This window comes from Prosthecobacter sp. (assembly GCF_020439865.1).
Taxonomy (GTDB): domain Bacteria; phylum Verrucomicrobiota; class Verrucomicrobiia; order Verrucomicrobiales; family Verrucomicrobiaceae; genus Prosthecobacter.
Genome location: NZ_JAGRPF010000017.1, coordinates 44,341 through 69,875, shown reverse-complemented (window position 1 = coordinate 69,875; position 25,535 = coordinate 44,341). Strand labels below are relative to the sequence as shown.

The following is a 25,535-nucleotide window of genomic DNA, read 5'->3' as shown; positions in this document are numbered from 1 at the left end:
TTCTCCGAAGGCATGCGCGTGCAGAGCCCGCAGCTCTGGCCGCGCGAGCGCATGACGCCGCTCATCGACATCCTGCGGCGCAAGCCGCTGCCACGCTCCGTTGCGGGCGAGCCGATCGGCGAACTGTTTGCCGCCATCCGCGGCGACATTCCACACGCGGGATCGCACTTCGACTACGCCTGCCCGCTCACGGAAGTCGTGAACACCGGCGTGCTCGCCATCCGCTCCGGCAAGACGATCGAGTGGGACAGCGCCGGTATGAAGGTCAAAGGTGCGCCCGAATTCGACGCATGGATCAAGGAGCCCGTGCGCGACGGCTGGAGCCACGGCGAAGATTTGTGGAAAGCGTGAGCCGCGAGATGCAGTTTGGTTTCGACCATGCTTCGCTCGTAGCTCCCGCTTGTTTGCGATTCTTGTGATGGTGTGTTGAGGATCTTAAAATGGGTTGCCCGTAGGGGCAAAGTCCCTAGTCTCGGAGCATGGCCAGCTCGTCAAACAGCGGGACCTCCTCCGGCGCATGGGTGCCACCCACGGCGGAGGAGTTGCAGAAACTGCTGCCGCAGTATGAGATCACCGCACAACTCGGCCGCGGTGGCATGGGAGCGGTTTACAGAGGGCGGCAGATCACACTCGACCGACCCGTAGCCATCAAGATCCTCTCCAACGCGCTGGATGAGGCGGACGCCAGTTTTGCCGAGCGCTTCAAAAATGAGGCGCGCTCCATGGCGAAGCTCGCGCATCCGGGCATCGTCGGGGTTTACGATTTCGGCGAGACCGACAGCGGGCTGCTGTACATTGTCATGGAGTTCATTGAGGGCACGGATGTGGCGAAGATGATCGCGGAACAAGGCCGCCTTCCCACGGCGCACGCGTTGGCGATCACCGCGCACGTGTGTGATGCGCTGCAGTTTGCGCACGCCCGGGGCATCATCCACCGGGACATCAAGCCGGCGAACATCATGGTGGGCTACGACGGCGTCGTGAAAGTGGCGGACTTCGGGCTGGCAAAAATGAACGCCGGCGGTGAATCTGCCGGCCTGACGCAGAGCGGGATGGCGCTGGGAACGCTGCACTATATGGCACCCGAGGCGCTGATGCTGGGGAGCTCCACCGATCACCGTGCGGACATCTATGCGGTTGGCGTGATGCTTTATCAGATGCTCGTCGGCAAGGTGCCGCACGGCATGTTTGAGCTGCCATCCAAACAGGTTCCGGATCTCGATCAACGCTACGACGACATCATTTCCCGGGCGATGAAGGAGGATCGTGAACTGCGCTATCAGCAGATTGCCGAGCTGCGTCTTGATCTCGACACGATCCTCACGCAGCCGGTGGTGAAGGTGGAGGAGAAGGCGAAAAAAGCACCCGCTGCCCTGCCCACGAAAGAACGTCCGCAGCGACCTGTGGGTCGGCCCGCCTCTCCTGCACAACAGCCTGCATCTTCACCAGAGCCCTCTCCTGGGTCCAAGTCATCCGGCGGCATGATCTGGGCGGTGGTGGGAGGAGTCGTCGTGCTTGGTGCCCTGGCGTTCGTGCTCATGGGCGGTTCGGGGAAGGAAGACTCCGGTGACAAAACCGTGGCTGAACCATCACAACCACCTCCCGTTGAACAGAAACGCGTCACTGTGCAAAAACTTCCGGTTCCCAAAATGGCGGATCCGGTAGTCGCGTCCAAAAGCCCGGTGCCCTCGCCCATGCCAACAACTCCGGTGAAGACACCCGCACCCGCGATGCATTCGAAGCCGGTTGCTTCTCCATCGCCCGCTGCAACACAGCCATCGCCTGTTGTGGAACCCAAGCAGGAAGATCCGCTTACGATGCTGGCAAAACTCTCAGGCTTTCAAACCCGCGTTGCCAACTATCAAATGGCGCGGGCCACCCAGCTTGGCGAGTTGACGACAAAGTATCGGAACGCCCTCGCCGCCGCCAAGCAGAGCGCCACCCAAAGTGGCAACCTCACCCATGTGGTGGCAATGGATCAGGCCATCCAACGCGCCAACCATTACGCGGACACGCTCGAGAAACTGCCCGCCATCCTCAAGGTCCAGCCGCTGCCGGCCCTGCCCGCGCTCGACGACAGCACGCCTGACTCTCTGAAGAAACTGCGGGGAATCTTCGACGGTGAAACCGCCAGGATCGAAGAGGAACTGAAAGCTGCGCTCGGGAAATCGCTCAACGCTCTCCAGGTCTCCCTCGTCAAATCCGGCGATCTCGACAGCGCGCGCGCGATCGACGCTTACCGAAAGCAAGTTGATGACGCAGCCGTCTTCGCACCCACAGGTCCTTTCACCAACAGCCTCGGCATGAAATTCGTGCCCGTGAAGATCGGCAGCGGTCCGACTGCGGGAACGACGCTCTTTTTCAGCGTTTGGGAAACGCGGGTGGAGGACTATGCGGCGTTCGCGGTGGAAAACGATGTGCCTGCCAAGTGGCGGGGCGTCAAGGATGGGGGGATTGAGCAGGGCACAGACCATCCCGTGGTCCAAGTGACGGCTGACTTGGCCAACAAGTTCTGTGAATGGCTTTCCAAAAAGGAAAAGATGAACTGTCGCCTGCCGACGTCGGAAGAGTGGGACTGGGCGGCCGGAATCCGCTGGGCGGGTCAGACCGAGCAGCAATTAGCGACGCGGCGAAGTGAAAGGCCGTGGAGGCGCGGACAGTCTTCAAAGGAGGTTGGGAACTTTGGTCTGGGATTGGTGGATGACTTTCCTTTCACCGCGCCGGTCGGCTCCTTCCCACCGAACGAGAACGGTCTTTTCGACATGTTCGGCAATGTGTGGGAGTGGGTAAGGTCTGGCGAGAATCTCCACCTCTGCCGGGGAGGAAGCTGGGGTAACAATGTCTGGATCACTCAAGGAAAAGAAGAGCCCATCCCGGGATTTGCCGGCAAGGCCACGTCCATGGGTTTCCGTGTGGTGGTTGATTCATCAGCCGGGGCACCATCGGCCGCAGCAGTCGCCACGACTCCATCACCGGTGCCTTCTCCCGCCCCCACCCCTGCGCCGTCTCCCGCACCCGCTCCCACAGCTGATCATGTGCTGTTCAACGGTCGTGACCTGACCGGCTGGCAGACGGCCAATCCTGCTGCCTGGAAGGTGGAAAACGGCACCCTCGTCTGCCGCGGTGCAGACAGCCTCCTCGCTCACCCGCTTTCCTCGCTCAATGTCGATTTGCTCGGTGAGTTCCGCGTTTCTTCCAAGGCCAGCGGAGGCATGATTTTCTTCGCCACATCCTCCAGGCCTGATGAGGGGTGGGAGGTACCGATCGTGGGTTCTGGAGTGTCGGCCCCCGTGCTCACGGGCGGTATAATCGATCACAAAACGGGCGCAACAACCTCCCCGGGTTCCACCCAAGTCAAGGATGGTGAATGGCAGCGTTTTCGTGTCTTGGGATCAAAGGTGCAGAGCACTGTCTTTCTCACCAATCAATCCAACAACACCCATAGAATGGGCAGACCCATCACATCGCCCAGCCACTTCATCCTGCGCGCTTCGGCCGCCGATGGCGAGATCGCGTTCCGCAATCTGGTCGTTCGGGACACGCTCGAGTACCCCGGGATCAATCTCGGCGACCCCGGCACAGGTCCAGAATGGAAGCCCCTGCTCAGTGACCCCGATCTCAGTCAATGGAAGCTCACCGGCAACCCGAGCGACTTTCAACTTCAAGACGGCGCGCTGCGGGTCCAAGTTACCGACCGCGGAGTGTCCTACCTCTTCCTCTCACTCGGACAAAGCCGGCCTGCGGCCATCAAGAGCTTCGACTTGATGTTCAAAGCCCGCGCCACCGGCGATGCCAACTCTGGCATTTACTTCCACACGGATCCCGGCCAGTGGCAGTCGCTCGGCCATCCCAGCACCGGATACGAGGTGAACCTCGCCGTTGGCGGCAAACCGGAGAATCTCACCGGTGCCGTTTACGGCATCGCCCCGCCCCTCATCAAACTCCCGGATCAGAACGACTGGTTCGACATGCGAATTTGCGTGAGAGACAACCGCGTCCTCTGCCTCATCAACGGCCAGATCGCCCAAGACTTCGTCGAACCCAAAGACCGATCCACCCTGCCCTCCCTCGCCAGCCAAAAGGACCGCGGCTTCCGTAAATCCGGAGGCGCCATCGCCATTCAGGCCAATTCGAAAACCGGCGCCTGGTTCATCAAGGACATGCGGTTCAAGAATCTGGACTGAACAGCGACCCGGGGTGTCGATCACATCGTGAACACCGGCGTGCTCGCCATCCGCTCCGGCAAGACGATCGAGTGGGACAGCGCCAACATGAAGGTCAAAGGCGCGCCCGAATTCGACGCATGGATCAAGGAGCCCGTGCGCGACGGCTGGAGCCACGGTGAAGATTTGTGGAAAGCGTGAGCCGCGAGATGCAGTTTGGTTTCGACCATGCTTTCACGCCTTTCCGCCCTCGTTCTGCTTCTCGTCACCACCACCGCCTTCAGCCAGGAAATTCGACGCATGCCGCTGACGTTGAAGGACGGCGGCACGCCGGAGGAGCCGGCGGTGTTTGATGGCAAGGGCATGGTCATCGACCTCGGCATCGATGTGACGGCGCACGAGTGGGAGAAGAAAGGCGACGTGTGGACCTCGCGCGGGGCGTTTGCCGATCATCCGCCGGTGGCGGACACGCAACGCGCGGCGCTGTTCATCGAGGAGGTGCCCGTCCGCATCGTCCGCGACCGGGCGGCCGAGCAGAAGAGCGGCGAGAAAGACAAGATCATCTACGCGGCGGCGGAGACGCTAAAACCGGGCGAGATGGGATTCAAAGACGACGGCTCGATCTACTTCCGCTGGCCCGCCGGCAAGACGCCCGGCGCGGCGAAGATCTTCCTGCCGCCTCCCGGACTGGCGAGTTGCGTCAACATCGCCTGCTCCTACCTCACGGTGCGTAACATCACCGCCCTGCATGCGGCGAACGACGGCTTCAACATTCACGGCGATCGTCTGGGCATTCGTCTGGAAAACGTGAAGGCCTTCTCCAACGGTGACGAGGGCATCAGCGCCCATGAAGCGGCGCAGATGGATGTCGTGGATTCCGAGATCGCCTGGAACGGCTCCAATGCCGGCGGCGTGGCGGACGTGGGCGACGCTGTCACGACCTACACAAACTGCGAAGTGCATCACAATCTCGGTGCGGCCTTCTTTTTCGACGGCAAAACCCATCGTGTGACGAACTGCCTCATCCACGACCAGACGCAGGACATCGTCATCCGCGGCGACGCCGTGGTGGAGCAGTCCGGCAACGTGTGGCGGAAGTGAAGGGCGCAAGTCGAGGAGATGTGTGGCGTTAACCCATGATCGTGACTTGTAGTGCCATCACCTGCCTCCTCGCCCTCCAGCTTGCGCTGATCTCCGCGCATGTCGGGGCGGAGGATCGCATCCTTGAGGATTCGTTGGACTCGCTCGATGCGTGGAAGCTTTCCGCCATCCGTCCGGCGGTGCTGGCGCCGGAGGGCGGCGTGATGATTCAGGGCACGCTGGATCGGAACAATCCGCTGCGGCGCGAGTTGGCGCAGCCGTTTCGCGGAGCGGAGCTGTTTGTGCGGTTTCAGTTTCGCTACGATCCGCCGGAGGATGAAGGCGAGTTCTTTGTGATGTGGCTGGATCGTCTCGATGGCGGAGACCGGGCGGTGCATGCGGAGAACGTGCCGAACATCGGCGTGCATGTGGCGGACACAGGACCGAAGAAGGGCAAGACGGTGTTCATTGTGCGCATCGGCTCGGCGAAGACCGCGTGGAGCACGGTGGAGATGCAGCGTGGCAGGACGTATTCGGTGGTGGGCCGGCTCTCGAAGAGCGAGCCGGAGGAACGCGCCGACTTCGACCGCTTTGATCTCTGGGTTGATCCGAAGGCCGACGAACTCGACAAGCCGGACGCCACGATCAAGCATCCGCAGAGCGTGAACTTCGTGCGCTGGATCGGTTTCGGCACAGGACGCAAAACGGAACGCAGCGACAAGCTCTACGTCGATGACCTCGTGCTCAGCCGCACCTGGCAGGACGTCCTGAAGCGCAGTGCAGCACCACCGATCGCGCAGGCAGCACCCAAACCGCCGAGCGCGCCGGATTTCGTGTGGAAGGAGAAGGTGGACTTCGTGCAGCACGTGTATCCGCTGCTGAAAACGCGTTGCTTCAAATGCCACGAAGGCGCGAAATCGAAGTCCGGCTACAGGCTTGATGTGCGCAACGAAATCCTCGGTTACAGCACGGGCGATCCGCTCGCGGAACCGGGCAAGGCGCTGGAGAGCAAGATCATCGAGCATGTGCGCTCCACCACGCCGGAGGAACGCATGCCGCCGGTCGAAGGCGGTGGCGAAGCGCTCACGGAAAAAGAAATCGGGCTGCTCTGGGCCTGGATCGATCAAGGAATCGCCTGGGACGAAAAGCTGCTGCCCTCGCCAAACGCCACGTCGGATCACTGGGCCTTCCAGCCCGTCGGCAAAACGAACGTGCCTGCGGTCAAACGCGAGGGCTGGATTCGCACGCCGGTGGATGCGTTCATCGCCGCGAAGCAGGAAGCGAAAGGCATCCAGCCGGCCGCAGAGGCTTCACCACGCACGCTGGTGCGCCGGCTTTACCTCGATCTGTTGGGACTGCCGCCGAAGCCGGAGCAGGTGGAGGCTTTTGTTTCGGATCAATCACCGGATGCCTACAAGCACCTTGTCGATCAGTTGCTCGACTCCCCGCACTACGGCGAACGCTGGGCGCGCTACTGGCTGGATCTGGCGCGCTGGGGGGAAAGTCATGGTCATCAGCATGACATCCCGCGTCCGTATGCGTGGCGTTTCCGCGACTACGTCATCGACAGCTTCAATCGCGACAAGCCTTACGACCGCTTCATCACCGAACAGCTCGCGGGCGATGAATTGAAGCCGTATTCGGATGAAAAACTCATCGCCACCGGCTTCCTCGGTGCCGCGCGCATCAGCGGCAATGACATGAACAAGGCGGTGCAGCGCAACGACGTGCTGGTGGACATCGTCAACGCCACCGGGAGCGCCGTGATGGGCCTGACGATGGAATGCGCGCAGTGCCACAATCACAAATTCGATCCGCTCAGCCAGCGCGACTACTACCGCCTGCAGGCCTTCTTTGTGAACGGCCAGCTCGGCAATCTCACCCTGCGTGATGCGGCGACGCCGAATCCCACCGATCTCGAAAACTGGATCTCCGGCGGCGCCTACAAGTTCTACAAGAGCGAAGCTGACAAGCTGGTGAAGAAAAAGACCTTCGCCCACACGACGGAGCCGCACACCTGGGGCTTTCACGCGCCTGCCACGAGCGATCCAGGCATCAAACGCCTGCCGGTGGTGAACCGCGATCCGATTCCGTGGGACGCGGAAGATTTGAAAACGACACGCGCTCATCTCCTCATCCGCGGCGATGTCGCGCGACCGGGGCCGGAGCTGACAAGCGGCTGGCCGGAGGTGCTCGGTCGCACGCCTGATTCATCCAAGGGCCTCACGCGCAGTGATCTCGCCAAATGGCTCACTGACCGGGAGAATCCGCTCGTCTCGCGCGTGTGGGTGAACCGTCTGTGGCAGTATCATTTTGGCAAAGGCATCGTGCCGACGCCGAGCGACTTCGGCACGCAGGGATCGCCGCCGAGCCATCCCAAACTGCTCGACTGGCTGGCCGCCGAGTTGATGCAAAACGGCTGGAGCACCAAGCACATCCATCGTCAGATCGTCCTCTCCGCGACCTATCGCCAGGAGCGCAAACACAATGACGCCAATGCGGCCGTCGATCCGGAAAACACACTGCTGTGGAACTGGCCGCGTCGTCGTCTCGAAGGCGAGGCCATTCGCGATGCCGTGCTCGTGGCCACCGGCGAACTCGACCGCACGCGCGGCGGACCGAGTGTGACGCCGGAGCGCGAGGAAAAGGCTCTGCGCCGCACGCTTTATCTCTACCAGCGCCGTAGCGAAATGCCGGACGTCATGCAGATGTTCGATGCGCCGGAATTGATCGCCAGCTGCCCGCAGCGCGGCGTTTCCACCGTCGCACTGCAGCCGCTCTACCTGCTCAACAGCGACTTCATGATGCGCCGCGCCGAGGCGCTGGCGGACAAGGTCTATCTCTTCGCCGGTGACGACGCCGCGAAGCAGGTCGAGACCGCGTTTCTGCGCACGCTCGGCCGCAAGCCCGACACTAACGAGCAACAACACGCGATCGCGATGCTTCACACCAATGCCGATTCGCACACCACGCTCGTGCAGTTCTGCCACGCGTTGATCAACCTCAACGAGTTCATCTATATCCCGTGATGTGATGCAACCCTCGTGTTTGCTGCCGAAAGGTCGGGTCGCGTTCACTTCACGCCCTGAACGCTCACGTACCTGTAGCTGGCTTCGAGCGTGTGCGTCATTTGGCGAAAGCCAATCTGGCTGCCTTTAAATCCAGGCTCGGCCGTCGTCTGGAATTGACCCCGTCAGTTCAAGACGGATCTCTTGCTGTGATGGAAATGGCGGGTCCTTCAAGCAGCTTGTCGTCATTGTTCCGCGCCCGGATGCTCAACCGGTATTCGCCCGGCTTCAGGGGCACGGCAAACTCGTACAGCCCGAAGCCCTCGATCGGTTTCCATTTCACGTCCTCCGGCCAGGGCTCATCCGGTCGTTTCGTTTGCTCCGGGTCCACGGGCTCCCCCCAATACGGCCCATGGTAGGCTTGGTCTTTGTCAAAGATCAGTGCCGACTCGTTGCGCAGAACCGTTTCTCCGTCGGGTCCGTGGATCACCAGTTCGACCCACCTGATCCCATCGTCGTCCTTGTAGCCGACATGCGCGCCTGCTGCCCAGGTGCCTTCCCCCCAACGGCCGCTCGAATCGATGCAATCAAGGTAGATGTAGGTGAGGTCATCGGCTTTCGTGGGATCGTTGGCGGCGATAACTTCCCCATCGCTGAGATTCGTGAATCCCAGATAGTCCGGAAATTCAGGATTCGGGTCGCGGTATTCAACGGGGAAGGAAACGTCACTGATGGCGGGTGGATCCACGTCCGGATCCGTTCCGCCTGGCCAATAGCGGATCTGATAGTCACGAACTTCTCCCGACTTGAATCGCCTCTTGTAGAAGAAGTATCCCGACGGGTGGCGGTCCGCCTCCGTGAAAGAGCGCTCCGCCTTCTTGGCCCCGGGCTTCCACAACTGTAGTTTCTTGATCCCTTTCGGATGGCGTGCGTCGATGATGAGGTAATTGATCTCGATCCAAGTCGGACTGACCTGCTCCCCTTTGGGCTTCGGCCTCAACAACTTCATGACGATCTCATCGGATGCTTTGGCCCAGGTGCCAAAGATCCAAGAAATCGCCAGCGCGAGTGGAAGACCAAGCATCGATTGTTTCATGGGATTGATGGTTTTGAGATGAGAGGCGATCGAAAACAAAGGAGTGAAGCACTACGGACTTCCTTTTTGATACAGCGTCGCCATCTCGTCCGGAGACAATGTCCGTTCGAGAATAATGAGCTCATCGATCCGGCCGTTGAAATTGCGGAGCTCCCTCTCCTTGCGCAGTGCCGGAGTCCAGTTTCCGATCTCCGCGTTCCCGATGACGAGTGGAAGGCCGGGTGTCTCCTGCGTCGTGCCGATCACCTCGCCATTTCGATAGTGCGTCACGATTCCGGAGTTCTCATCGTAGCTCACGGCCAGCTGCATCCAGCGACCGAAGTCCGAGGGCTGCATCGGAAACGGTGCGATGGAGGAGAAGGACTTGTCCCTCTTTCCATAGCGGATCGCGAGGGAAATGCGCGCATCGTCGCGGATCTGCCAATGGACCGCGCCTTCGTGTCCCCATCCGTCGCTGAGAAGCAGGGAACTGAACTTGTGGTCAAAGCCATCAATCCGCACCCATGCAACAAGCGTCATCGATTTCCTCGCGCCTGGTACGGCAATGCGGACGCGATCCGACGGCCGTTTGAAATCGAGCGCGGAATCGCCGGGCCAACGACCGCCTGCCCACGTCGCACCGATGACTGAACCATCCATGCTGGGATCACCACCGGGGATGAGGTTAGGGAGCGTGCGGGACCGGTCTTCAGGGGCTTGGAAGTCGTAGTGCGCGATGAGTCCTCCCCGCTCCCGCATCGACGCCACTGTGTCCCGCCATGTCTGCAAACCCCTCTCAAGGTGGGCGTTCGTCATCTGGTCAAGATCGGTGCGACTGAGAAACCGCCCTCCATCAGCCGGGATCTCTGCCGTTTGTCCCGTCGGATCGATGGCTCGACCGTCGCCGGCAAACAGGGACTCACCCACACGGGGCGCGGCCGTTGCCTTGGGCCTGAACAATTCGACTTCCCCGTCGAAGACATGAACGGCCGTGCCGGTGGCCGGTCCCACTTCCATGCCGAAGGATGTTCCCAGATCGACCAGTTCGATTTCGGAAGTGGTGATGGTGAAGCCGTGGGCCTGCGGCGGCACTTGCGCACGCAGTTTTCCCAGAAGCAGCGTCCCGCGGCTTTCCGAAACGATCTCGAGTTCGGCGGGCGCCTCCAGAATCACGGACGCACCGCTGTAGAATTCCAGCTCCGCCGTGCCCTTTTCCAACCGCCATTTTCCGGGCGCCATGGAGTCGCCCGCGCGGAGATCGGCATTCGCCCACTCGGCGTCGAGCATCCGCGTTAGCACGGCGACGCCGTGATCGAGCGCTTCCTCCGCTGCCGGGGGCTGGCGGAGGAACAGAATGCCCAAGGCTGCGACCATGACTGCGATGACCGCCGCCATGGCCAGAACTTCAAACCGCATTCGACGGATGGTGCGCGTCTGCGGAGGCGGCGCTTGGGAACCGGCGCTGAAGGCGATGACTCCTGACGCGTGGTCGCGCAGATCGGAATCCAGCATCCGGGTTTCCAGCAACTCTCGACGCAGTTCGGGATGTTCACGAAGCGCCTGTTCGAATGCCGCAAACTCCGCCTCGGTGAGCGTGCCCGAGCAATAGCCGTCAATCCATTGGCGATGCGTCTGGTCTTCGTTCATAGCCCCTCCTTCAATCGTGTTTCTGAAATCGTGAGTTCGATGCAGCGCAAAAGTGTCTGCCGGATGCGAGCCACGGCCTTGTAGAGCCCGGTGGGCGTTCGACCAACTCTGGAGGCAGCTTCTTTGATCGACACTCCGTCCGCATACACCACATGAATGAGCTGCCTCTGCGCTGGCTCGAGTCGTGTGAGGCAGCGATTCAAGGCGTCGCGCCGATGTGGATGATCCTCGGCGAACTCACTGGCTTCGGCGGCCAGCAGTTCATACACATCCTCGCTGAACACCAGGCGGTCCGTGGCCCGCTTGCGGCGATACATGAGCACCTCGTAACGTGCGATGACGAAGGCCCAGCTGAGAAAGCTCGAGTCCGGCTTGTTGGGGTCGAATTGATCGAACTTCCGCCACATCACGAGGCTGGCCTCTTGCATCACCTCATCCACGCCTTCCCAGTTTGGCAGCAGGGATGTGACAAACGCACGCACGCTGCCCTCGTGCCGGGAGAACAGGCGGACAAAGGCTTCGTGCTGGGAGTTGGCATCGCTCATGCGGTCCTGCTATTCGCTCTTCTTGGGTTTTCTGGGACTCTTCACACCCAGGATTTTCCGGTCCATGTAACCCTGAAATTCTACGGCCGACAATCCTCCCGATTTGTCGAGATCGAGTTCGCGGATGTTTTTTGCGAAGTCGGTGTGATGGCCAAAGATGATCTCGCCAAGTTCCTTCTCTTCGATCTCGCCGCTCTTGTCGATGTCGGCGATGCGCACCCACTCCTCGGCCGGTTTTCGTGAGAACACCCACCAGTCAAGGTGATCCAGCGAGGCGGTGAATTCCTCCAGGTTCAGGACGTCATCCCCGTCTTTGTCCATCCTGGGAAAGTTCGCCGGCATGTGCTTGAAGGACTGCTCGATGCGGTGGGAGTACTCGACGTAATCGACGGCGCCATTCTGGTTTTCATCGGTCACCTTGAAGAGTTCCGCTGCAGTCCGCTTGTGCTTGTCCGGGATCTGCTCAAGCGGAGGAACCGCAGGCACGATGGTGGCGGTCTTGACGGTGTCACCGCCGCTGATGGCGGCACGAATTCCATAACCGGCCTTCGGTGTGTCGGTTGGCTGCCCAATGCCCTTGAAGCCGACGAACGCAACTTTCACATCTTTGGGGAACTGGATGGTCCGCTCTTCTCCCTTTTTCCCGACGACCATGCCGTTGCCCTCGACACGAACGATCTCGCCGATGGCGAGGTCCTTCTCATCATCGTCCGTGGCCGCACGCACGGTAGTCGAGAGGGTGAGCAGCGCGACGATCGGCGCGAGCGAGCAGAGGAACGGATGCTTTGAAATCAGGTGTGTGTTCATTGGAAAGGCGTGAGGGAAGAGTGTTTTCAGAGCTTATGCGAAGACATCGAGCACCGGTGCAGAGCCCGCGCCCACTTTGAAGGGACGCCCATTGGGCGCGGCGATTTCCAAGTCGGGGCGGATACCCATGGCCCAGCCGATGGTGGCGTGGAACTCCTCCACGGTCATGGGTTTGTCCACGACCTTCCCACCGCTGCTGTCCGTCGCACCGTGAATGTGACCCGCCTTGACTCCGCCACCCGCCAGGGCGGTCGAGAAGGCCACCGGGTAATGATTGCGCCCGCCGCCGCTGTAGTTGGGTGAACGGCCGAACTCTGAGGCCAGAACCACGAGGGTCTCGGCAAGCATGCCGCGGTCATCGAGATCGCGGATGAGCTGCGCGTAGGCTTGGTCGGCCGAGGGCGCGACTTCTTCCAGCCCGGTCACCAGATTCTTGTGCATGTCCCAGCCGGAGGAGCGCACTTCCACAAACCTCACACCGGCTTCGACGAGACGGCGGGCAAGCAGGCACCCTTGGCCGAACTTGCTCCTGCCGTAGGCGTCGCGCATGGAGTCGGGCTCCTTGGAGAGATCGAAAGCCTCCCCCTCCTGGCCGCTCATCATGCGCACCGAGTCTTCGTAGAAGTCGGTGTAGGCTTGAACGTTGCGGTCGGGATGCGCTTCCCGGAAGACTCGATCCAGTTCGTTCAGCGTCTCCAGCCGGGAGCGGATCTCGCTGACGCCTGCCTCAGGCTTGAGATACTGCAGCCCCGCATCCGGATCGAGGATCGCCAGCGGGCTCATTGAGGCGGGCAGGAAACCATTGCCCAACCCCGCGTCACGACAAACCGAGACCGACGAAGGCAGAACCTCGTGACTGCGGCCCAGCACCTTTTGGCCCCACGCACCGAGCATGGGATGCGCGATGGTGTTGATTTTTTTGTAGGCCGTCCGCATGAAGTACTGCGCCTCGAAGTGAGTTCCGATTTTGGCGGTCATGGAGCGGATCACGCACATCTTGTCGGCGATCTTGGCCGTTTGCGGAATGTGGTTGGTGAACTGGCCTCCGGCACTGTTCCCCAGCAGCGTGGTCGTCGGCCCCTTGGTCTCCTCCTTGGGATCGAGCGTGTCGATATGGGTCATGCCACCGCCCATCATCAGGAAGATGACACGCTTCGCCTTGCCAAATCCCTGAGCGGATTCGGCCGCGGCCAATGCGGGAGAAGACGTTAGAAACGTCGGCAGCGACAAGCCGAAGGCCGAGGCAGCGCAGCGCTCCAGAAACTGTCGGCGGGCGATGCTGGTGTCTTTGGAAATGAGGTGCATGAGAGGCGTGTGTTGGGTGTTTTGGAAAAGCGCTACTGCACAAAGATGAACTCGCGGGTGTTCATCAGCATCCAGCTGAGTTTTTGCGGGTCGAGATTCTTGCTGCGGATCAGGCTCAGTTCGGACGGCGTGGGACGGCGGCTGAAAAAGCTGAGGTACATCGACTCGATCTGCGCGCTTTCCGAACCAGCGGCATTAGCCAGCTGCATCAGGTGGGAGCGTGGCTCGGCCAGCCGTTCGGCCTCGTTGCCGTTCATCAGCATGAGCACCTGGGGAATGCCGCCTTCAGACATCGCGCCATCGACAAATTCCCGCTCGGACTGCCCGAACCCGCGGAGAAAATGGGAATCCGGTGCCGGTTGCTCCAGCTCGGACGCGCGCGCCATCGCCGGCGACTTGTTCTTCTTCCTGCCCCGCTTGTCATCCGCGTCACTCCGTCCCTGACTCTTCAGCAGTTCAGCGGTCAGCTTCATTCCTTCCTCCACCAAAAGCTCATTCTCGAGGAGGCTCGCACCCATGGCGATGCGTTTGCCCGGAACGGGATCCCGGTCGGGGAATTCAAAGGCGTCCTCCTTGAAGACATCCATCGCCCACATGTGCAGCTTGCGCGGTTTTTTGTAGTCGTTGATGGCGGTGCCACTGATCAGCGTCCCGAGTGAATCCCAGGCCTGCTCCGCCGTCATCCGACGAAGCACCGGCCCGGCGAAGCGTGCGGGTTCGCCGTCGTCCTGCGTCAGGCTGCATTGGGATTGATAAGCGCGGGTGTTGTAAACAACGCGTTGGAACTCCATCAGGTCGAACTGCAGATACTGCATCAGGCTCGCCAGGGTGGTGATCAGTTTCGGATGATCCGCAGCGTTGAGATCATCCATCACCGTCATCGGTTCGATGACCGCACGCCCGAAGGCCTTGTGCCAGAGACGATTCGCGATCGTCGCGGCGAACTGCGTGTTCTTCGCGTTGGTCAGCCACATGGCGAAATCCTGGCGGCCCAGGGGCTTCTCCGGAGTGCCCTCGGTTCTCGGTGCCAGTTCCCGCATCACGGCAAAAGTCGGCGAGACCTTGGAGCCCGGTTTCACGTCCTCATACTTGTAGTCCTCCGGGAAGGTCAGAAACCTCTCGGTATTGTTCCTCACCACGTGCATGTGACTCCGCTGCACCTTGGTGATTTTCTTGACCGCCGCGCCCGGCCAGTGGGTGGTGCCAAAAAATCCCGCCAGCTCATAGAATTGACGCTGGGTCCAATTGGCGAACGGATGATCGTGACACTCGGCGCATGACACATCTGCTCCGAGGAAGGTCATCAGGGTTTGGGAGATCGTGTTGGTAATCACGCCGCCGTCACGGTTCAGCCATCCGATCTGCGGCTCGGTCACGAGGTTGCCTTCGGCCGTGAGCAGATTGTAGACGGTCTCGTTCCACGGGCGATTGCCGGCCGCCTGATCCATTAGCCAAGCCTGGTACCCTTCATAGACCTCGCCAGCGCCTTTGGGATCCTGCACGCGGAGCATGTCCGCCAGCCAGTTGTACATCTGCGAGGGGTAGTCCTCGCTGAGCAGCAACTTGTCGATCAGGTCGCGGCGCTTGGTGGTGCTTTTGTCCGTCAGAAAGGATTTCGCCTCCTCCGCAGTCGGGATGCGACCCGCCGCATCCAGATAGATCCGCCGCACAAACTGCTCGTCCGTCGTCAGCGGATTGAAATCGCCGCCAGTTTCATGCAAACGCGATTCCACCAGCTTGTCCAAGTTGGTAGCTGCCCACTCAATCCTCTCATGCGGCATTCGAAGTTCGCGGCTGGGAGTCTGCTCGACAAACGGCCCGGACTTCTCTTTCAAAAACGCGAGCTTCGCCTTCTGGATCGCCTCCAAATCCCCAGTCGCGTTCATCTTCTTCCGTTGTTCGACCATGCCCACCGCCTTGGCGAGAGCCGTCTGCAAGGCGTTGTCTGACAGCGGCTGTCCCCCCTTTGCTCGCGGGGCACCCAGGATCGCGGCCAACTCCTCCATCGCCGCGCGATCGAACTGGCCGCTCTTCGCCATTTCACGGTATCGAGCAACGGCCGCCTCCTTGGCGTCTGCATTGACTGAATTTGCCGTTGTGGGCTCGGCTGCCACAGCCTTCTTTGGTTTGCCGGGATCTTTGGCGCACACAAACGACGGCCCAGCCGCCAAGGTCAATGCAATGAGCACATGGATGGAAAGGGCCTGAATTCGAGTTTTCATTCTGATCGTCATCTTCGGGTGAAAGCGAGCATTCGAATCATCTGGCCTCCAGTGAAGGGCATTGTGAGAATGTTCACGGCAAGATACTGCGTTTACCTCTTTCGATTGCCCGGGTGATCTCTGTTTTTTTTCACGTTCCCACTCAATGAGTCCAACGCCGCCATCCTTCTCCCGCCGCGCCATGCTGGAACGCAGCACGCTGGGATTCGGCTCCGTTGCGTTGACGTCGCTGCTCGCGCAGGATGGTCTGCTGGCGGCGAATCGTGAGGGCGATCACACGCGCCCGCATCTCATCGGCCCGCACCTGCGTCCGCGGGCGAAGAGCATCATCTTCCTGTTCATGAGCGGTGGTCCGGGCCAGACGGACACCTTTGATCCCAAGCCGCTGCTGCAAAAACTCGAAGGCCAGCCGGTGCCGGAGAGCATCGCCGTGAACGTGCCGAAGATTCCGCGCTCCGGAGTGAATTCGTCGCTCATGGCCTCGCCCTTCAGCTTCAAGCAATACGGCGAGAGCGGCATCTCGGTGAGCGAACTCTTCCCAGAAACCGCGCGACTCGTCGATGATCTCTGCGTCATTCGTTCCATGAATCATCGCATCCCCGTGCATGGGCCGGGCGAATGTGTGGCTCTCACCGGCACGGCGCTCGGCGATCGTCCGAGCATGGGCGCCTGGATGACCTACGGTCTCGGCAGTTTCAGCGGCGATCTGCCCGGCTTCGTCGTCATGCTCTCCAATTCCACCGGCCCTGCGCCGCAACGTCCCGGCTGGGGTCCCGGCTTCCTGCCGTCGCGTTATCAAGGCACCGTCGTCGATGCGAAAAACGGCGTGCCCTACACCGCCATGCCCGCTGCTTACGACGACAAATCGCGACGCAGCCAGCTGGAGTTCATCAAGTGGATGAACAGCCAGCACCTCGCCAAGCAAGGCCAGGACTCCGAACTCGAAGCGCGCATCGCCTCCTACGAGCTCGGCTTCCGCATGCAGACCTCCGCGCCAGAAACCTTCGACCTTGCCACCGAGTCCGAAGCCAATCGCAAGCTCTACGGCATCGACGATCCTGCGACGAAGGAGTTTGGCACGCAGTGCCTCATCGCGCGTCGTCTCGTTGAGAAAGGCGTGCGCTGCATCCAACTTCGCAACGGCGGCTGGGACGCGCATGGCAGCCTCGAAAGCAATCACCGCAAGCAATCCCGCGCCGTCGATCGTCCCATCGCCGGCCTGCTCACCGATCTCAAACAGCGCGGTTTGCTCGATGACACGCTGGTCGTCTGGGGCGGTGAATTTGGCCGCACGCCCACCACCGAAGGCAGCGCCACCGGCGCGAAACGCGGCCGCGATCACTCACCCGCTGGCTACACCGTCTGGATGGCTGGTGGCGGTGTCAAAGGCGGCCAGGTCATCGGCACCACCGACGACCTCGGCTTCGTCCCCGTCGAGCGCCCCATCTCGCCCGCCGACCTGCACGCGACGATGCTCCACGCGCTCGGTCTCGACCAGCACCGCCTCATTTACAGCCACAACAACCGCGACGAAATCCCCACCGTCTTCGGCGGCGAGGTGATCCGCGAGGTGTTTACGTAATCTCCCGCGCTTTACGCCTGATTGATGTCCAGCACGCCGGTGCTGAAGCCGAACTTGTCGGTCTCGACGCCCATACGCTGGGCGAGGCTGACGAAGAGATTTGAGAAGACATGCTTTTCCTTGTCGATGGCGATGTGGCGGCCGTGCTTGTAGCCACCGCCGGCGAGGACAAGCGGAATGTTCGTAGTGCTGTGGGAGCTGGCGTTGCCAAGATTGGAGCCGAAGATGACTGCGGTGGTGTCGAGCAGCGACGCGGCCTTCAGTTTCGTGAGGAATCCGGCGAATGCGGTGAACTCGGCCTTTTCGATGATCTCCAGCTCCTCGATCTTCGCGGGATCCTGGCCGTGATGGGAGAGGTTGTGCCAGTCGTTCTTCACGCCCTCGATCTCCGGCACAGCGTTCATGCCGCTGAGACGCAAGGTCACCGTGCGGGTGCTGTCCGTTTGCAGAGCGAGCACGATGAGTTCCTGCATGAGGTTCATTTTGCCGATGGCGTCCGTGCGGCTCTGGATGTCGGTGGGCGGCTTCGCATCGACCTTCGGTTTCGGCCTCTGCACCCATTCCTCGTTCTGCACGAGGCGGCCTTCGAGATCGCGCACGGCGCTCAGGTACTCATCGAGCTTCTCCTGATCGCGCTTGCCGAGGTCATCGTGCAGTTTCTTCGCCTGGCCCATCACGGTGTCGAGAATGCTACGACCGCGTTTGAGATTGCGCACCTGCGCGGCGACTTCCGTTGGCGTGCCGTCGATGAAGAGCTGCGTGAACGCCTTCGACGGCGAACTTTCCGCCGGCAGCGGCACGCCACTGGACGACCATGAGAGTGATTCGCTGCCCGTGCCGAGGATCAGACTCGGGAAACGCGTCTGCGAGCCGATGTGCTCGGCGATGAGCTGGTCGATGCTGATCGTGTTTTTGAATCCGGCGAGTCCCGGATGCTTCGACGAAGTGAGCCACGTCATTTCCGACGTATGGCCGTTCGCGCCGTTCTGCTCCATGTGCTGCAGGCCGGAGATGACGGAAAAATCCTTCCGCAGGTCCTTCAGCGGCTCCAGATAAGGCGTGAGCGTGTAGTCCGCGCCGGTCTCCTTCGGAAACAGGAACGGCGTGTGAAAACCAAGCGTCGCGCACATCGCGAGGAAACGCGGCGGTGGATTTCCAACCGCCGCCTGCGCCTTCGTGGCAAACGCTGGCACCATCGCCTCCAGGAACGGCAGAGCGAGCACGGTTCCAGTGCCGCGCAAAAAGGCGCGGCGGTCGAGGTGGCGTTTGGTGGCTGTGTACATGATGGGTGAGGCTGAAACGTGTGAACAAGGAAAAGTCTGACATAAAGCCTACGCCACGGCACGCCTGAATGTCTGCTCGTAACCGACGGCGCCATCGACGCCGCGAAGCTGGAAGGTGATTTCGCTTTCCTTGCCGTCCGGACGCAACTCGACGCAGAGGAAGCCGCCCTTGATACGGTGGAACCTGTGATAGGTCTTGTCCTCTCCGGGCGAGCCGCTGGCGTGCGAGTTGCTCGCGGGGCCGACGCTAAACTCCTGCACACCGCTCGTCGGATGCACCGAGTGATATTGCCAGTGGCGGTCGCCGCACACGACGAAGAAATTGTCCGGCACGTTCGCCTGGAGCCAGGAGCGGATTTCATCGCCCTCGTGCGTGAAGCCGGCGTTGCTGTGGTTGTCGTTCTTGTTGCCGCGATCCGGGCCAACGAGCGGCGTGGGGCTGACGAGCACCTTCCACGTGGCCGTGCTCTCCTTGACGGTGCGTTTGAACCACGCCTTCTGCTCCGCACCCCAGATCGTCTTGTCTGGTCCGTCGGGCATCTTGTTGGGCGAGCGATAATCGCGTCCATCGGTGAACCACACCTGCAAATCACGGCCCCAGCGAACCGTGCGGAAGTCGCGTTCACCCAACGGCGCCTGCTGGCGGAAAATCTGCACGCCCTCGTCAAAGGTCAGTTCGCCCGCGTTCATGCCGGGCCAGCAGTCGTTCGTTACGGTGTCGTGATCGTCCTTCAGCCAGTAGGTGGAGGTGCTGCGCGTCGCGGCCATGAGACGCGGCAGGCTGAACATGCGCTCCCAGTGCAGACGTGCGAGCGCCGGTGAAACCGCACGCGGCATGTTGCTGTCGTAATACACGAGGTCGCCCGTCATGACGATGAAGCGCGGATCGAGCGCCGTCATCGACGGATAAATCGGATGCCCGTCCTCGTGATCGCGGTCGTGATACCCTTGGCAAGTCATCACGCAGAAGCGCAGCGCCGATGGCGACGCCTGCTCCGGCGCCGTGTGGAAGGTGCCCGTGAAGCCCGCCTGCGACTTGCCATCCGCGCCCTTGCTCTCACTCACATAATGATACGTGCTGCCCGGCTTGAGGGCGGAGAGCTTGAAGTGATGAATGCCATCCTTCTCCGCACTCAAATCGGCCCACGGCGTCTCGACCGCGTCGCTCAAATCCGCCTTCAACCCATAGCGCACACGCATCTGGCCGGAGGCCGCCGGGCATGCGCCTTCGATCTCCGCCACGGGCGGCACCTTCAGTTGCTTTTGCTGCTCACCTTTGACCTTCTTCTTGGCCGGACCGAACTTAACGCCGTCGTTGTTGCGCACCGTGTTCTGCGTCAGACGCGTCCAGACGATGGCCGTCGTGTCCGTCACCTCGCCCACACGTGTGCCGGTGGCTTGAAATGCATCTGATTCCGCGGCTTTCGCGAAAAGCGGTGCGGCGAGCGCCGCAGCGGTGGTGTTCTGAATGAAACGACGGCGGTTGAGGGAAGGGCGTGGGCTCATGGTTCCGGCATGAACGCCACAGCCCGCCGTTTCTGGCACGCACCACTCACAAACGCAGCTTCTTCACCAGCGTGGCCTCTTTCTCGGCGTCGGTCATCGGTTTGAAGTCCACCTTGCAGTTCGGCAACGCAGCCTTGATGGCCTCCACATCGGCTTGGGAGATGTCCACGGTCTCGATCTTGAGTTTCGTCAGCTTCGGCAGCGCCTTGAGCTGCGGGATGATCTTCGCGCTGAGACGGGCCTCGGTGAGTTCGAGCGATTCGAGCGTCTTGATCTGCGCGAGCGTCTCCATCGTCGATTCATCGAAGCTGATCGGTGACTCTTTGCCGCTCGGCAGTCGCTGGCCCATGCGCAAGGAAGTCAAAGCCAGTTTGGTAAGATGCGCGTTACCGGCCTGCGTCTGTGCCGTGTGCCAGGTGCGGAATCCTTTTAACTGGGTGAGCTGCCCGATGGCCTCCAGCGCGACATCGCCTGCGGTCGATCCGGCGAAGGTCAGGTTTTCCAACTTTGCCAGCGCCTTCAATTCAATCAATCCGCTGCCAGTGAATTGCTCGGAACGAAATGCCGGATGGAAGAACGCGAGCGTCTTGAGCTTATGAAACGCGGCGAAGTGTTTGTAGCCCGCATCGGTGAGCTGGATGCCATCGGTACTGAGCCGTTCAAGCTCCGTGAGTCCGGTGAGCAGAGCGATGGTGCTGTCGGTAATCATTTTGCCGCTGATCGAGAGATCCTTGATCGTGGTGAAGCTGCCGAGCGTTTTGAAATCCGCCTCAGTGAACGCATCGCACTTCACCTGCACCTGCGTGACGACTGCGCCGGTTTCCGTGACCTTGGCGCCGAGTTTCTTGAGGGCTTCGACATCGGCGGCAAAGGATGACAGGGCTGAGAGAACGAAGACGCAGAGTAGAGATTTCATGGCTGGCGGACGGGACGAAGGAGGAGGTTGCGATATTGCACGCTGGTGTGGTCGCCTTGCAAGTAGATGGGGCCGGGCTGGATGACATCGCTTTTCAGCGCACCGCCGGTGCAACCGGGTACAGGCTGGTTGTTGATGACCTTGTCGCCATTGAGTACGACGGTGATATGACGATTCACGAGCGTGATGTCGAGCACGTCCCACTCACCCGCCGGTTTGCCCGCGTTGTGCGTTGGGGTGATGCGGCCAAAGACCGCGCCGGGGCCGTTGATACCCTGCATCTTGCTGTCGCGGTGCGTCACCTGCACCTCATACATGCCACGCAGGTAGATGCCGCTGTTGCCGCCTGTCTCGGGTGGCAGGCGATACTCGATGTGAAGCTGGAAGTCCTCGAACTCGGCATCGCTGCGCAGATTCGTGTGTTCACCGTAGGCGCTGAAGTCGGTCTTCGGCGTGTCGTTGCAAAGGATGCCGTCACGCACGCTCCAGCCGTTTTTCTTGGCCGGATTGCTCGCCCGCCAGCCGGTGAGATCGCGGCCGTTGATGAGCGTGATCGGTTCGCCAAACACGACCTTTGATAAATCCGGTGCCGACGGCATCGGCGGCTGCTTTTTGCCCGAAAAGATGATCGCAGCGCCGGTTTCAGGCTGCATCGTGCCACGCAACGTCTCGCCCTCAGCGCTCATCGTGATGCGATACTTCACCGTGGGCTCCTCCTTCGGTGCGAGTGGTCGTTTGATGGACTTGTCGAAGCTCAGCACGCCGTTTTGCCGTTCGAACTTCTCCACCGGCCGCGCGGAACCGACGCCGCACATGAGTTCAACCTTATCACTCTCGACCGAAAGCCAGCCTTTCTCGTCATTGGGCAGATCAAGCGACCACTGACCGGTGAGAGCGTCTTGTGCGCCGAGGGAACCGGCAAGGATGAAGGAGAGCAGGAATCGGATCATTCGGATGAATGGCTCATTCCACGCACCAAGTCATCCGCTTCGCGAAGTCCGCCTGAAAATCGGCGCGCCAGCGCGTCACGTTGCTGCGCGGATCAAAGCCGTCTTTCGCAGGCAGATCACGCCACCAGCCGTCGGGCTCGCGTTGAAACTGGCCGCCCCAGCCGGGTTTCGCCGGATCACCTGGATCGTTGCCTCCGAGTGGGAGGAAGAAGAACCACGAGGGCGTGTCGCCTTCCTTCATGCAGCCATTCTTGTTCGGCGCGGTGGAGGTTTTCATCGGATACAAGGCGCCGAGCGGTCCGCGCGACCTCACATTCGCCTCGATCCACGCCTTGCTCGTGAGCGACTCGTCGCCGGTGAGATACACCCCGCGGTAGGTGCCCTCGCGTTTGTCACGACCCGGCGGCGCTTTGGCGAGGATGTAGTTCAGGCCGGGAAACTCGCCGCGCATCCAGTCGGCGATCCCGTCTTGGTCGTTGATGTCATAGACGCGCAGCTTTTTCGCGAACGCCGCGAATCCCTCCGCGCCGCGATCTTGCTTCACGCGCCAGAGTGCCTGCGCCAGATCCGTTTGCCCGCCCCAGATCGCGATGTTCAACGGCCGCTCCGCACTGCCCGCGTCCACGCGTTCAATCAAGGCACGAGAACCTTCCGTGTCGTGACCGTCGCCGATGTATGCGCGTTCGCGATGCGGATTGCCGGACTTCACGCACGCCCGGAGCTTCGATGCCTCCGGCCAGCCCGTTGCATGCCTCTGAAGGTTCGGCAGCACCGCATCATAAGCGTCAATGATCTGAAGAATCAGATCTGGCCGCGTCACCGCCTTCTTCAATTCACCCCGCGTGCCAGACGCGCTCGCCAGCAGCAACTCGATGTCGAACTCGTTCGCATACACCATCAACCGGATCATCGACTGCTGGTCGTCCGGATCGCCGCCGATGTCCGTGAGGATGGCAAGACGCGGCGGTTGACCACCGAAAGTTACGGAAGCCAGGGCAAGCAGGCTGAAGATCACTCGAACCATCATGACGGACATGGACTGATGTTTGAACTTTGAATCACAGTCGCTTCGGATTGACGGGAGATGCGGGCGGGTTGGGCGATGCGTTACCGCCAAATCGTCTGCGGAGTTGCTGCATGACGGCCTTGGCCTCCGAATCGGGTTCGCGTGCCAGATTGTGAAACTCGAGCGGGTCGATGGCGTGATCGTAGAGTTCAACGCCCTCTTTGCCGTCATTCCATTCGGTGTAGCGCCAGCGTTCGATGCGGATGCTGCGGCCCATGACCTGCTGCGGCAGACGGTCGTCAGCAGGACGCAGGATCTGCGTGATGGCGGCACCGTCCCAGTCCATCAGCGGATCATTCAACAGCGGAAGCAGACTTTGACCATGGAGTCCTGGCGGGAGCGGCAGCGCTGCGAATTCAGCGACCGTGGGAAAAATGTCCACGAACTCGACGATGCGGCAGCATTCCTGGCCGTTGCCTTTCGCCATCGGCGCACGAATGATCAGCGGAGCGCGGGCGCCTTCTTCAAACAGCGTGCGCTTCTGCCAGACGCCGTTGTGTTCGCCAAGGTGATAGCCGTGATCACTCCACAGCACGACAATGGTGTTGTCGGCGAGCTTGAGCCGGGCCAACGCATAGAGCAGACGACCGACCTGTGCGTCGACGAACGAAACGCAGGCGTGATAAGCCTGCATGGCCTTGCGGCAGGTCAGTTCATCGAGCCCGTAGTTTGGAATCGGGTTGTTGTGTGCAAACGCGGGAACCGGGATGTCCGCGCGATCATCCGGCGGCGCGTACGGCTGACGCATGGATTCGAGCGGATACATGTCGAAATACTTCTTCGGCGCGACGTAAGGCGTGTGCGGGCGAAAGAAGCCGACACCGAGGAAGAAGGGCTTGTCGCGATGCAGTTCGAGGAGCTTGATGGCCTCGCTGGCAATCATGCCGTCGGTTTGCTCGTCGTCGGCACCTTCGGCGGCGAGCCAGCTCAATGCGGCACTGACAGGTTTCTCGGGAATTGGATTGGTGATCTTGTCCTCTTCCAACACATCGCGTCCCTTCGGATTGATGACCTGATTCCAAGAAGGCTTGTCATCAAGTCCGTCGGTGCCGATGCCTTTGGGCACATCGTAATGATAAATCTTGCCGACGCGGGCGGTGAACCAGCCGTTCTTTTTGAAGAGCTGCGGCAGCGTGACGACATCCGGCAACGCCTCGCGGAAATGTCGGTCGAGGTCGTAGACCTGCGTCGCATCCGGCCGGCGACCGGTCATCAACGAAGCGCGGCTGGGATTGCAGAGCGGGATCTGATTGTAGGCGCGGTCAAAACGCACGCCCGAGGCGGCGAGGCGGTCCATGTGCGGCGTTTTGGCCACCGGATCGCCGTAACAGCCTAGCGCGTTGGCGAGATCATCGATAGCGATGAAGAGAACGTTCGGCTTTCGGGACTCCGCGCCAATGGACAGCGACGCAACGAGCCAAAAGAGAACACTGATACACATGGCCGGGGTCGGATTCGTCATGAGGCAGGAACGAATCGTATGCGCCGCCGATTGCGCGTGATTTTTGTGAATGCGCCGACTTAACCGCCCAGCACCGGCCCTGATGGAAGGCGAATGCTCATGAGGTAGGCGATGATGTCCCAGCGCTGCACCTCTGTGAGCGTCTTTTCAAAGCTCACCATCGGTGTGCCATTCAAGCCGGTTGCTAGCACGCGGAAGATGTCGTCCGGATTGTCGCCGCAGCGCAGATGCGGCTGGCGCAGGTCAGACGGGGCCGCCGGAATGCCCCAGATGTCCTTCAGCGCGATGGCGGCAGGCCCTTTGCCATCCGCTTTCTCACCATGACAGGCAACGCAGTTCGCAGCGAAGAGCTTTGAGCCTTCCGTGGCGTGAGTTTTCACCTGATCGGACGCTTTGAACCACTCCGGGGCCGGGGAGAGCGTCACCGGCTGGGCGTAGTTCTCCGGCTTGCGCCAGCGGCGGGAGAATGACTTCACGTAAGTGATCACAGCATCGACTTCCTCGTCGGTGAGCTGGGTGAACATGCCCATCGCCGTGCCGCTGAGGCCGTGACGGATCGTGTGACGCAAATCGTCATCGGCTGGCAACGCCCCGAGGGGTGTGGTGCGGAATTTAAACATGCCCTCGCGAAACGAACGCGGCTTCGGCTTCAAGGTGGGGCTGAGTTCACCATTTCCATCCCCGCGCTGACCGTGACAGACGATGCAGTTGCGTTCATAGACATATTTGCCCTGCATGTAGAGGTTGAAGTCGAGCGGCGCGACAGAATCAGCCGCCGCCAGCGAGGTGGCGAAGAGTGGCAAAAGGACGGCGCGTAGGGAGAGAAACCTCACAAGTCACTTATCGTGCCAGAAACCGGGCCGGGCCATGCCGTTCTTGTCAAAGGATGTGCCGCATCTGACGCAAAGGCCGCTTGCG

At 61.0% G+C, this 25,535-nt stretch carries 18 protein-coding genes and 1 pseudogene; 6 read left to right on the top strand and 13 right to left on the bottom strand.

Going from position 1 to position 25,535, the window contains the following annotated elements; genetic code table 11:
• The 5 genes and pseudogenes from KDL09_RS01460 to KDL09_RS01440 form a co-directional block, all read left to right on the top strand.
• Window positions 1-351 (top strand): annotated as a pseudogene (locus tag KDL09_RS01460) (gfo/Idh/MocA family oxidoreductase); the annotation flags it as partial.
• A 128-nt stretch (window positions 352-479) separates the two neighbouring features.
• Window positions 480-4,184, top strand: a complete 3,705-nt coding sequence (locus tag KDL09_RS01455) for a protein kinase (RefSeq protein WP_294380593.1) — start codon at window positions 480-482, stop codon at window positions 4,182-4,184.
• 27 nt (window positions 4,185-4,211) lie between these two features.
• Window positions 4,212-4,364 (top strand): hypothetical protein, encoded by a 153-nt coding sequence (locus KDL09_RS01450; RefSeq protein ID WP_294380591.1) that lies wholly within the window; start codon window positions 4,212-4,214, stop codon window positions 4,362-4,364.
• A gap of 27 nt (window positions 4,365-4,391) precedes the next feature.
• A complete protein-coding gene (locus KDL09_RS01445) occupies window positions 4,392-5,264 on the top strand; it encodes a right-handed parallel beta-helix repeat-containing protein (protein WP_294380589.1) in 873 nt (290 codons plus the stop codon).
• 41 nt (window positions 5,265-5,305) lie between these two features.
• The gene (locus KDL09_RS01440) at window positions 5,306-8,272 is read left to right on the top strand and encodes a PSD1 and planctomycete cytochrome C domain-containing protein (protein ID WP_294380587.1); all 2,967 of its coding nucleotides are present in this window, start codon (window positions 5,306-5,308) and stop codon (window positions 8,270-8,272) included.
• Between the two features lie 169 nt (window positions 8,273-8,441).
• On the opposite strand, the gene KDL09_RS01435 is transcribed toward KDL09_RS01440, so the two are convergent.
• From KDL09_RS01435 to KDL09_RS01410, 6 genes are read right to left on the bottom strand one after another with little or no spacing between them, the layout of a single operon-like run.
• Window positions 8,442-9,347: a hypothetical protein gene (locus KDL09_RS01435; RefSeq protein ID WP_294380586.1), complete on the bottom strand. Its 906-nt coding sequence runs from the start codon at window positions 9,345-9,347 to the stop codon at window positions 8,442-8,444.
• Between the two features lie 51 nt (window positions 9,348-9,398).
• Window positions 9,399-10,973, bottom strand: coding sequence for a LamG-like jellyroll fold domain-containing protein (locus KDL09_RS01430; protein ID WP_294380585.1), 1,575 nt, complete (start codon window positions 10,971-10,973; stop codon window positions 9,399-9,401).
• Window positions 10,970-11,518 carry a sigma-70 family RNA polymerase sigma factor gene (locus KDL09_RS01425; protein ID WP_294380582.1) on the bottom strand — a complete coding sequence of 183 codons (549 nt, stop codon included), beginning with the start codon at window positions 11,516-11,518 and terminating at the stop codon, window positions 10,970-10,972. Before KDL09_RS01425 ends, KDL09_RS01430 begins: the two co-directional genes overlap by 4 nt.
• Window positions 11,519-11,527: 9 nt before the next feature.
• Window positions 11,528-12,325 carry a hypothetical protein gene (locus KDL09_RS01420; protein WP_294380580.1) on the bottom strand — a complete coding sequence of 266 codons (798 nt, stop codon included), beginning with the start codon at window positions 12,323-12,325 and terminating at the stop codon, window positions 11,528-11,530.
• Between the two features lie 33 nt (window positions 12,326-12,358).
• Window positions 12,359-13,630, bottom strand: coding sequence for a DUF1501 domain-containing protein (locus KDL09_RS01415; protein ID WP_294380578.1), 1,272 nt, complete (start codon window positions 13,628-13,630; stop codon window positions 12,359-12,361).
• Window positions 13,631-13,662: 32 nt separating this feature from the next.
• On the bottom strand, window positions 13,663-15,852 hold the full coding sequence (locus KDL09_RS01410; RefSeq protein ID WP_294380576.1) for a DUF1549 domain-containing protein: 2,190 nt from the start codon (window positions 15,850-15,852) through the stop codon (window positions 13,663-13,665).
• A gap of 145 nt (window positions 15,853-15,997) precedes the next feature.
• On the opposite strand from KDL09_RS01410, the gene KDL09_RS01405 reads away from it, so the two are divergent.
• The gene (locus KDL09_RS01405; RefSeq protein WP_294380574.1) at window positions 15,998-17,434 is read left to right on the top strand and encodes a DUF1501 domain-containing protein; all 1,437 of its coding nucleotides are present in this window, start codon (window positions 15,998-16,000) and stop codon (window positions 17,432-17,434) included.
• An 11-nt stretch (window positions 17,435-17,445) separates the two neighbouring features.
• Here the strand turns inward: KDL09_RS01405 and KDL09_RS01400 are convergent, their stop codons facing one another.
• From KDL09_RS01400 to KDL09_RS01370, 7 genes are all read right to left on the bottom strand, one after another.
• Window positions 17,446-18,717 (bottom strand): DUF1552 domain-containing protein, encoded by a 1,272-nt coding sequence (locus KDL09_RS01400; RefSeq protein WP_294380572.1) that lies wholly within the window; start codon window positions 18,715-18,717, stop codon window positions 17,446-17,448.
• Between the two features lie 48 nt (window positions 18,718-18,765).
• Window positions 18,766-20,223: an alkaline phosphatase D family protein gene (locus KDL09_RS01395; RefSeq protein ID WP_294380570.1), complete on the bottom strand. Its 1,458-nt coding sequence runs from the start codon at window positions 20,221-20,223 to the stop codon at window positions 18,766-18,768.
• A 46-nt stretch (window positions 20,224-20,269) separates the two neighbouring features.
• Complete coding sequence (locus KDL09_RS01390) at window positions 20,270-21,139, bottom strand: hypothetical protein (RefSeq protein ID WP_294380568.1); 870 nt, start codon at window positions 21,137-21,139, stop codon at window positions 20,270-20,272.
• Window positions 21,136-22,089 (bottom strand): DUF1080 domain-containing protein, encoded by a 954-nt coding sequence (locus KDL09_RS01385; RefSeq protein WP_294380567.1) that lies wholly within the window; start codon window positions 22,087-22,089, stop codon window positions 21,136-21,138. The genes KDL09_RS01390 and KDL09_RS01385 overlap by 4 nt, the downstream gene beginning before the upstream one ends.
• A 13-nt stretch (window positions 22,090-22,102) precedes the next feature.
• Window positions 22,103-23,116: a DUF1593 domain-containing protein gene (locus KDL09_RS01380; RefSeq protein ID WP_294380565.1), complete on the bottom strand. Its 1,014-nt coding sequence runs from the start codon at window positions 23,114-23,116 to the stop codon at window positions 22,103-22,105.
• A gap of 31 nt (window positions 23,117-23,147) precedes the next feature.
• The gene (locus tag KDL09_RS01375) at window positions 23,148-24,596 is read right to left on the bottom strand and encodes a sulfatase (RefSeq protein WP_345781063.1); all 1,449 of its coding nucleotides are present in this window, start codon (window positions 24,594-24,596) and stop codon (window positions 23,148-23,150) included.
• Window positions 24,597-24,676: 80 nt separating this feature from the next.
• Window positions 24,677-25,420 (bottom strand): cytochrome c, encoded by a 744-nt coding sequence (locus tag KDL09_RS01370; RefSeq protein WP_294380561.1) that lies wholly within the window; start codon window positions 25,418-25,420, stop codon window positions 24,677-24,679.
• Window positions 25,421-25,535: the final 115 nt, after the last annotated feature.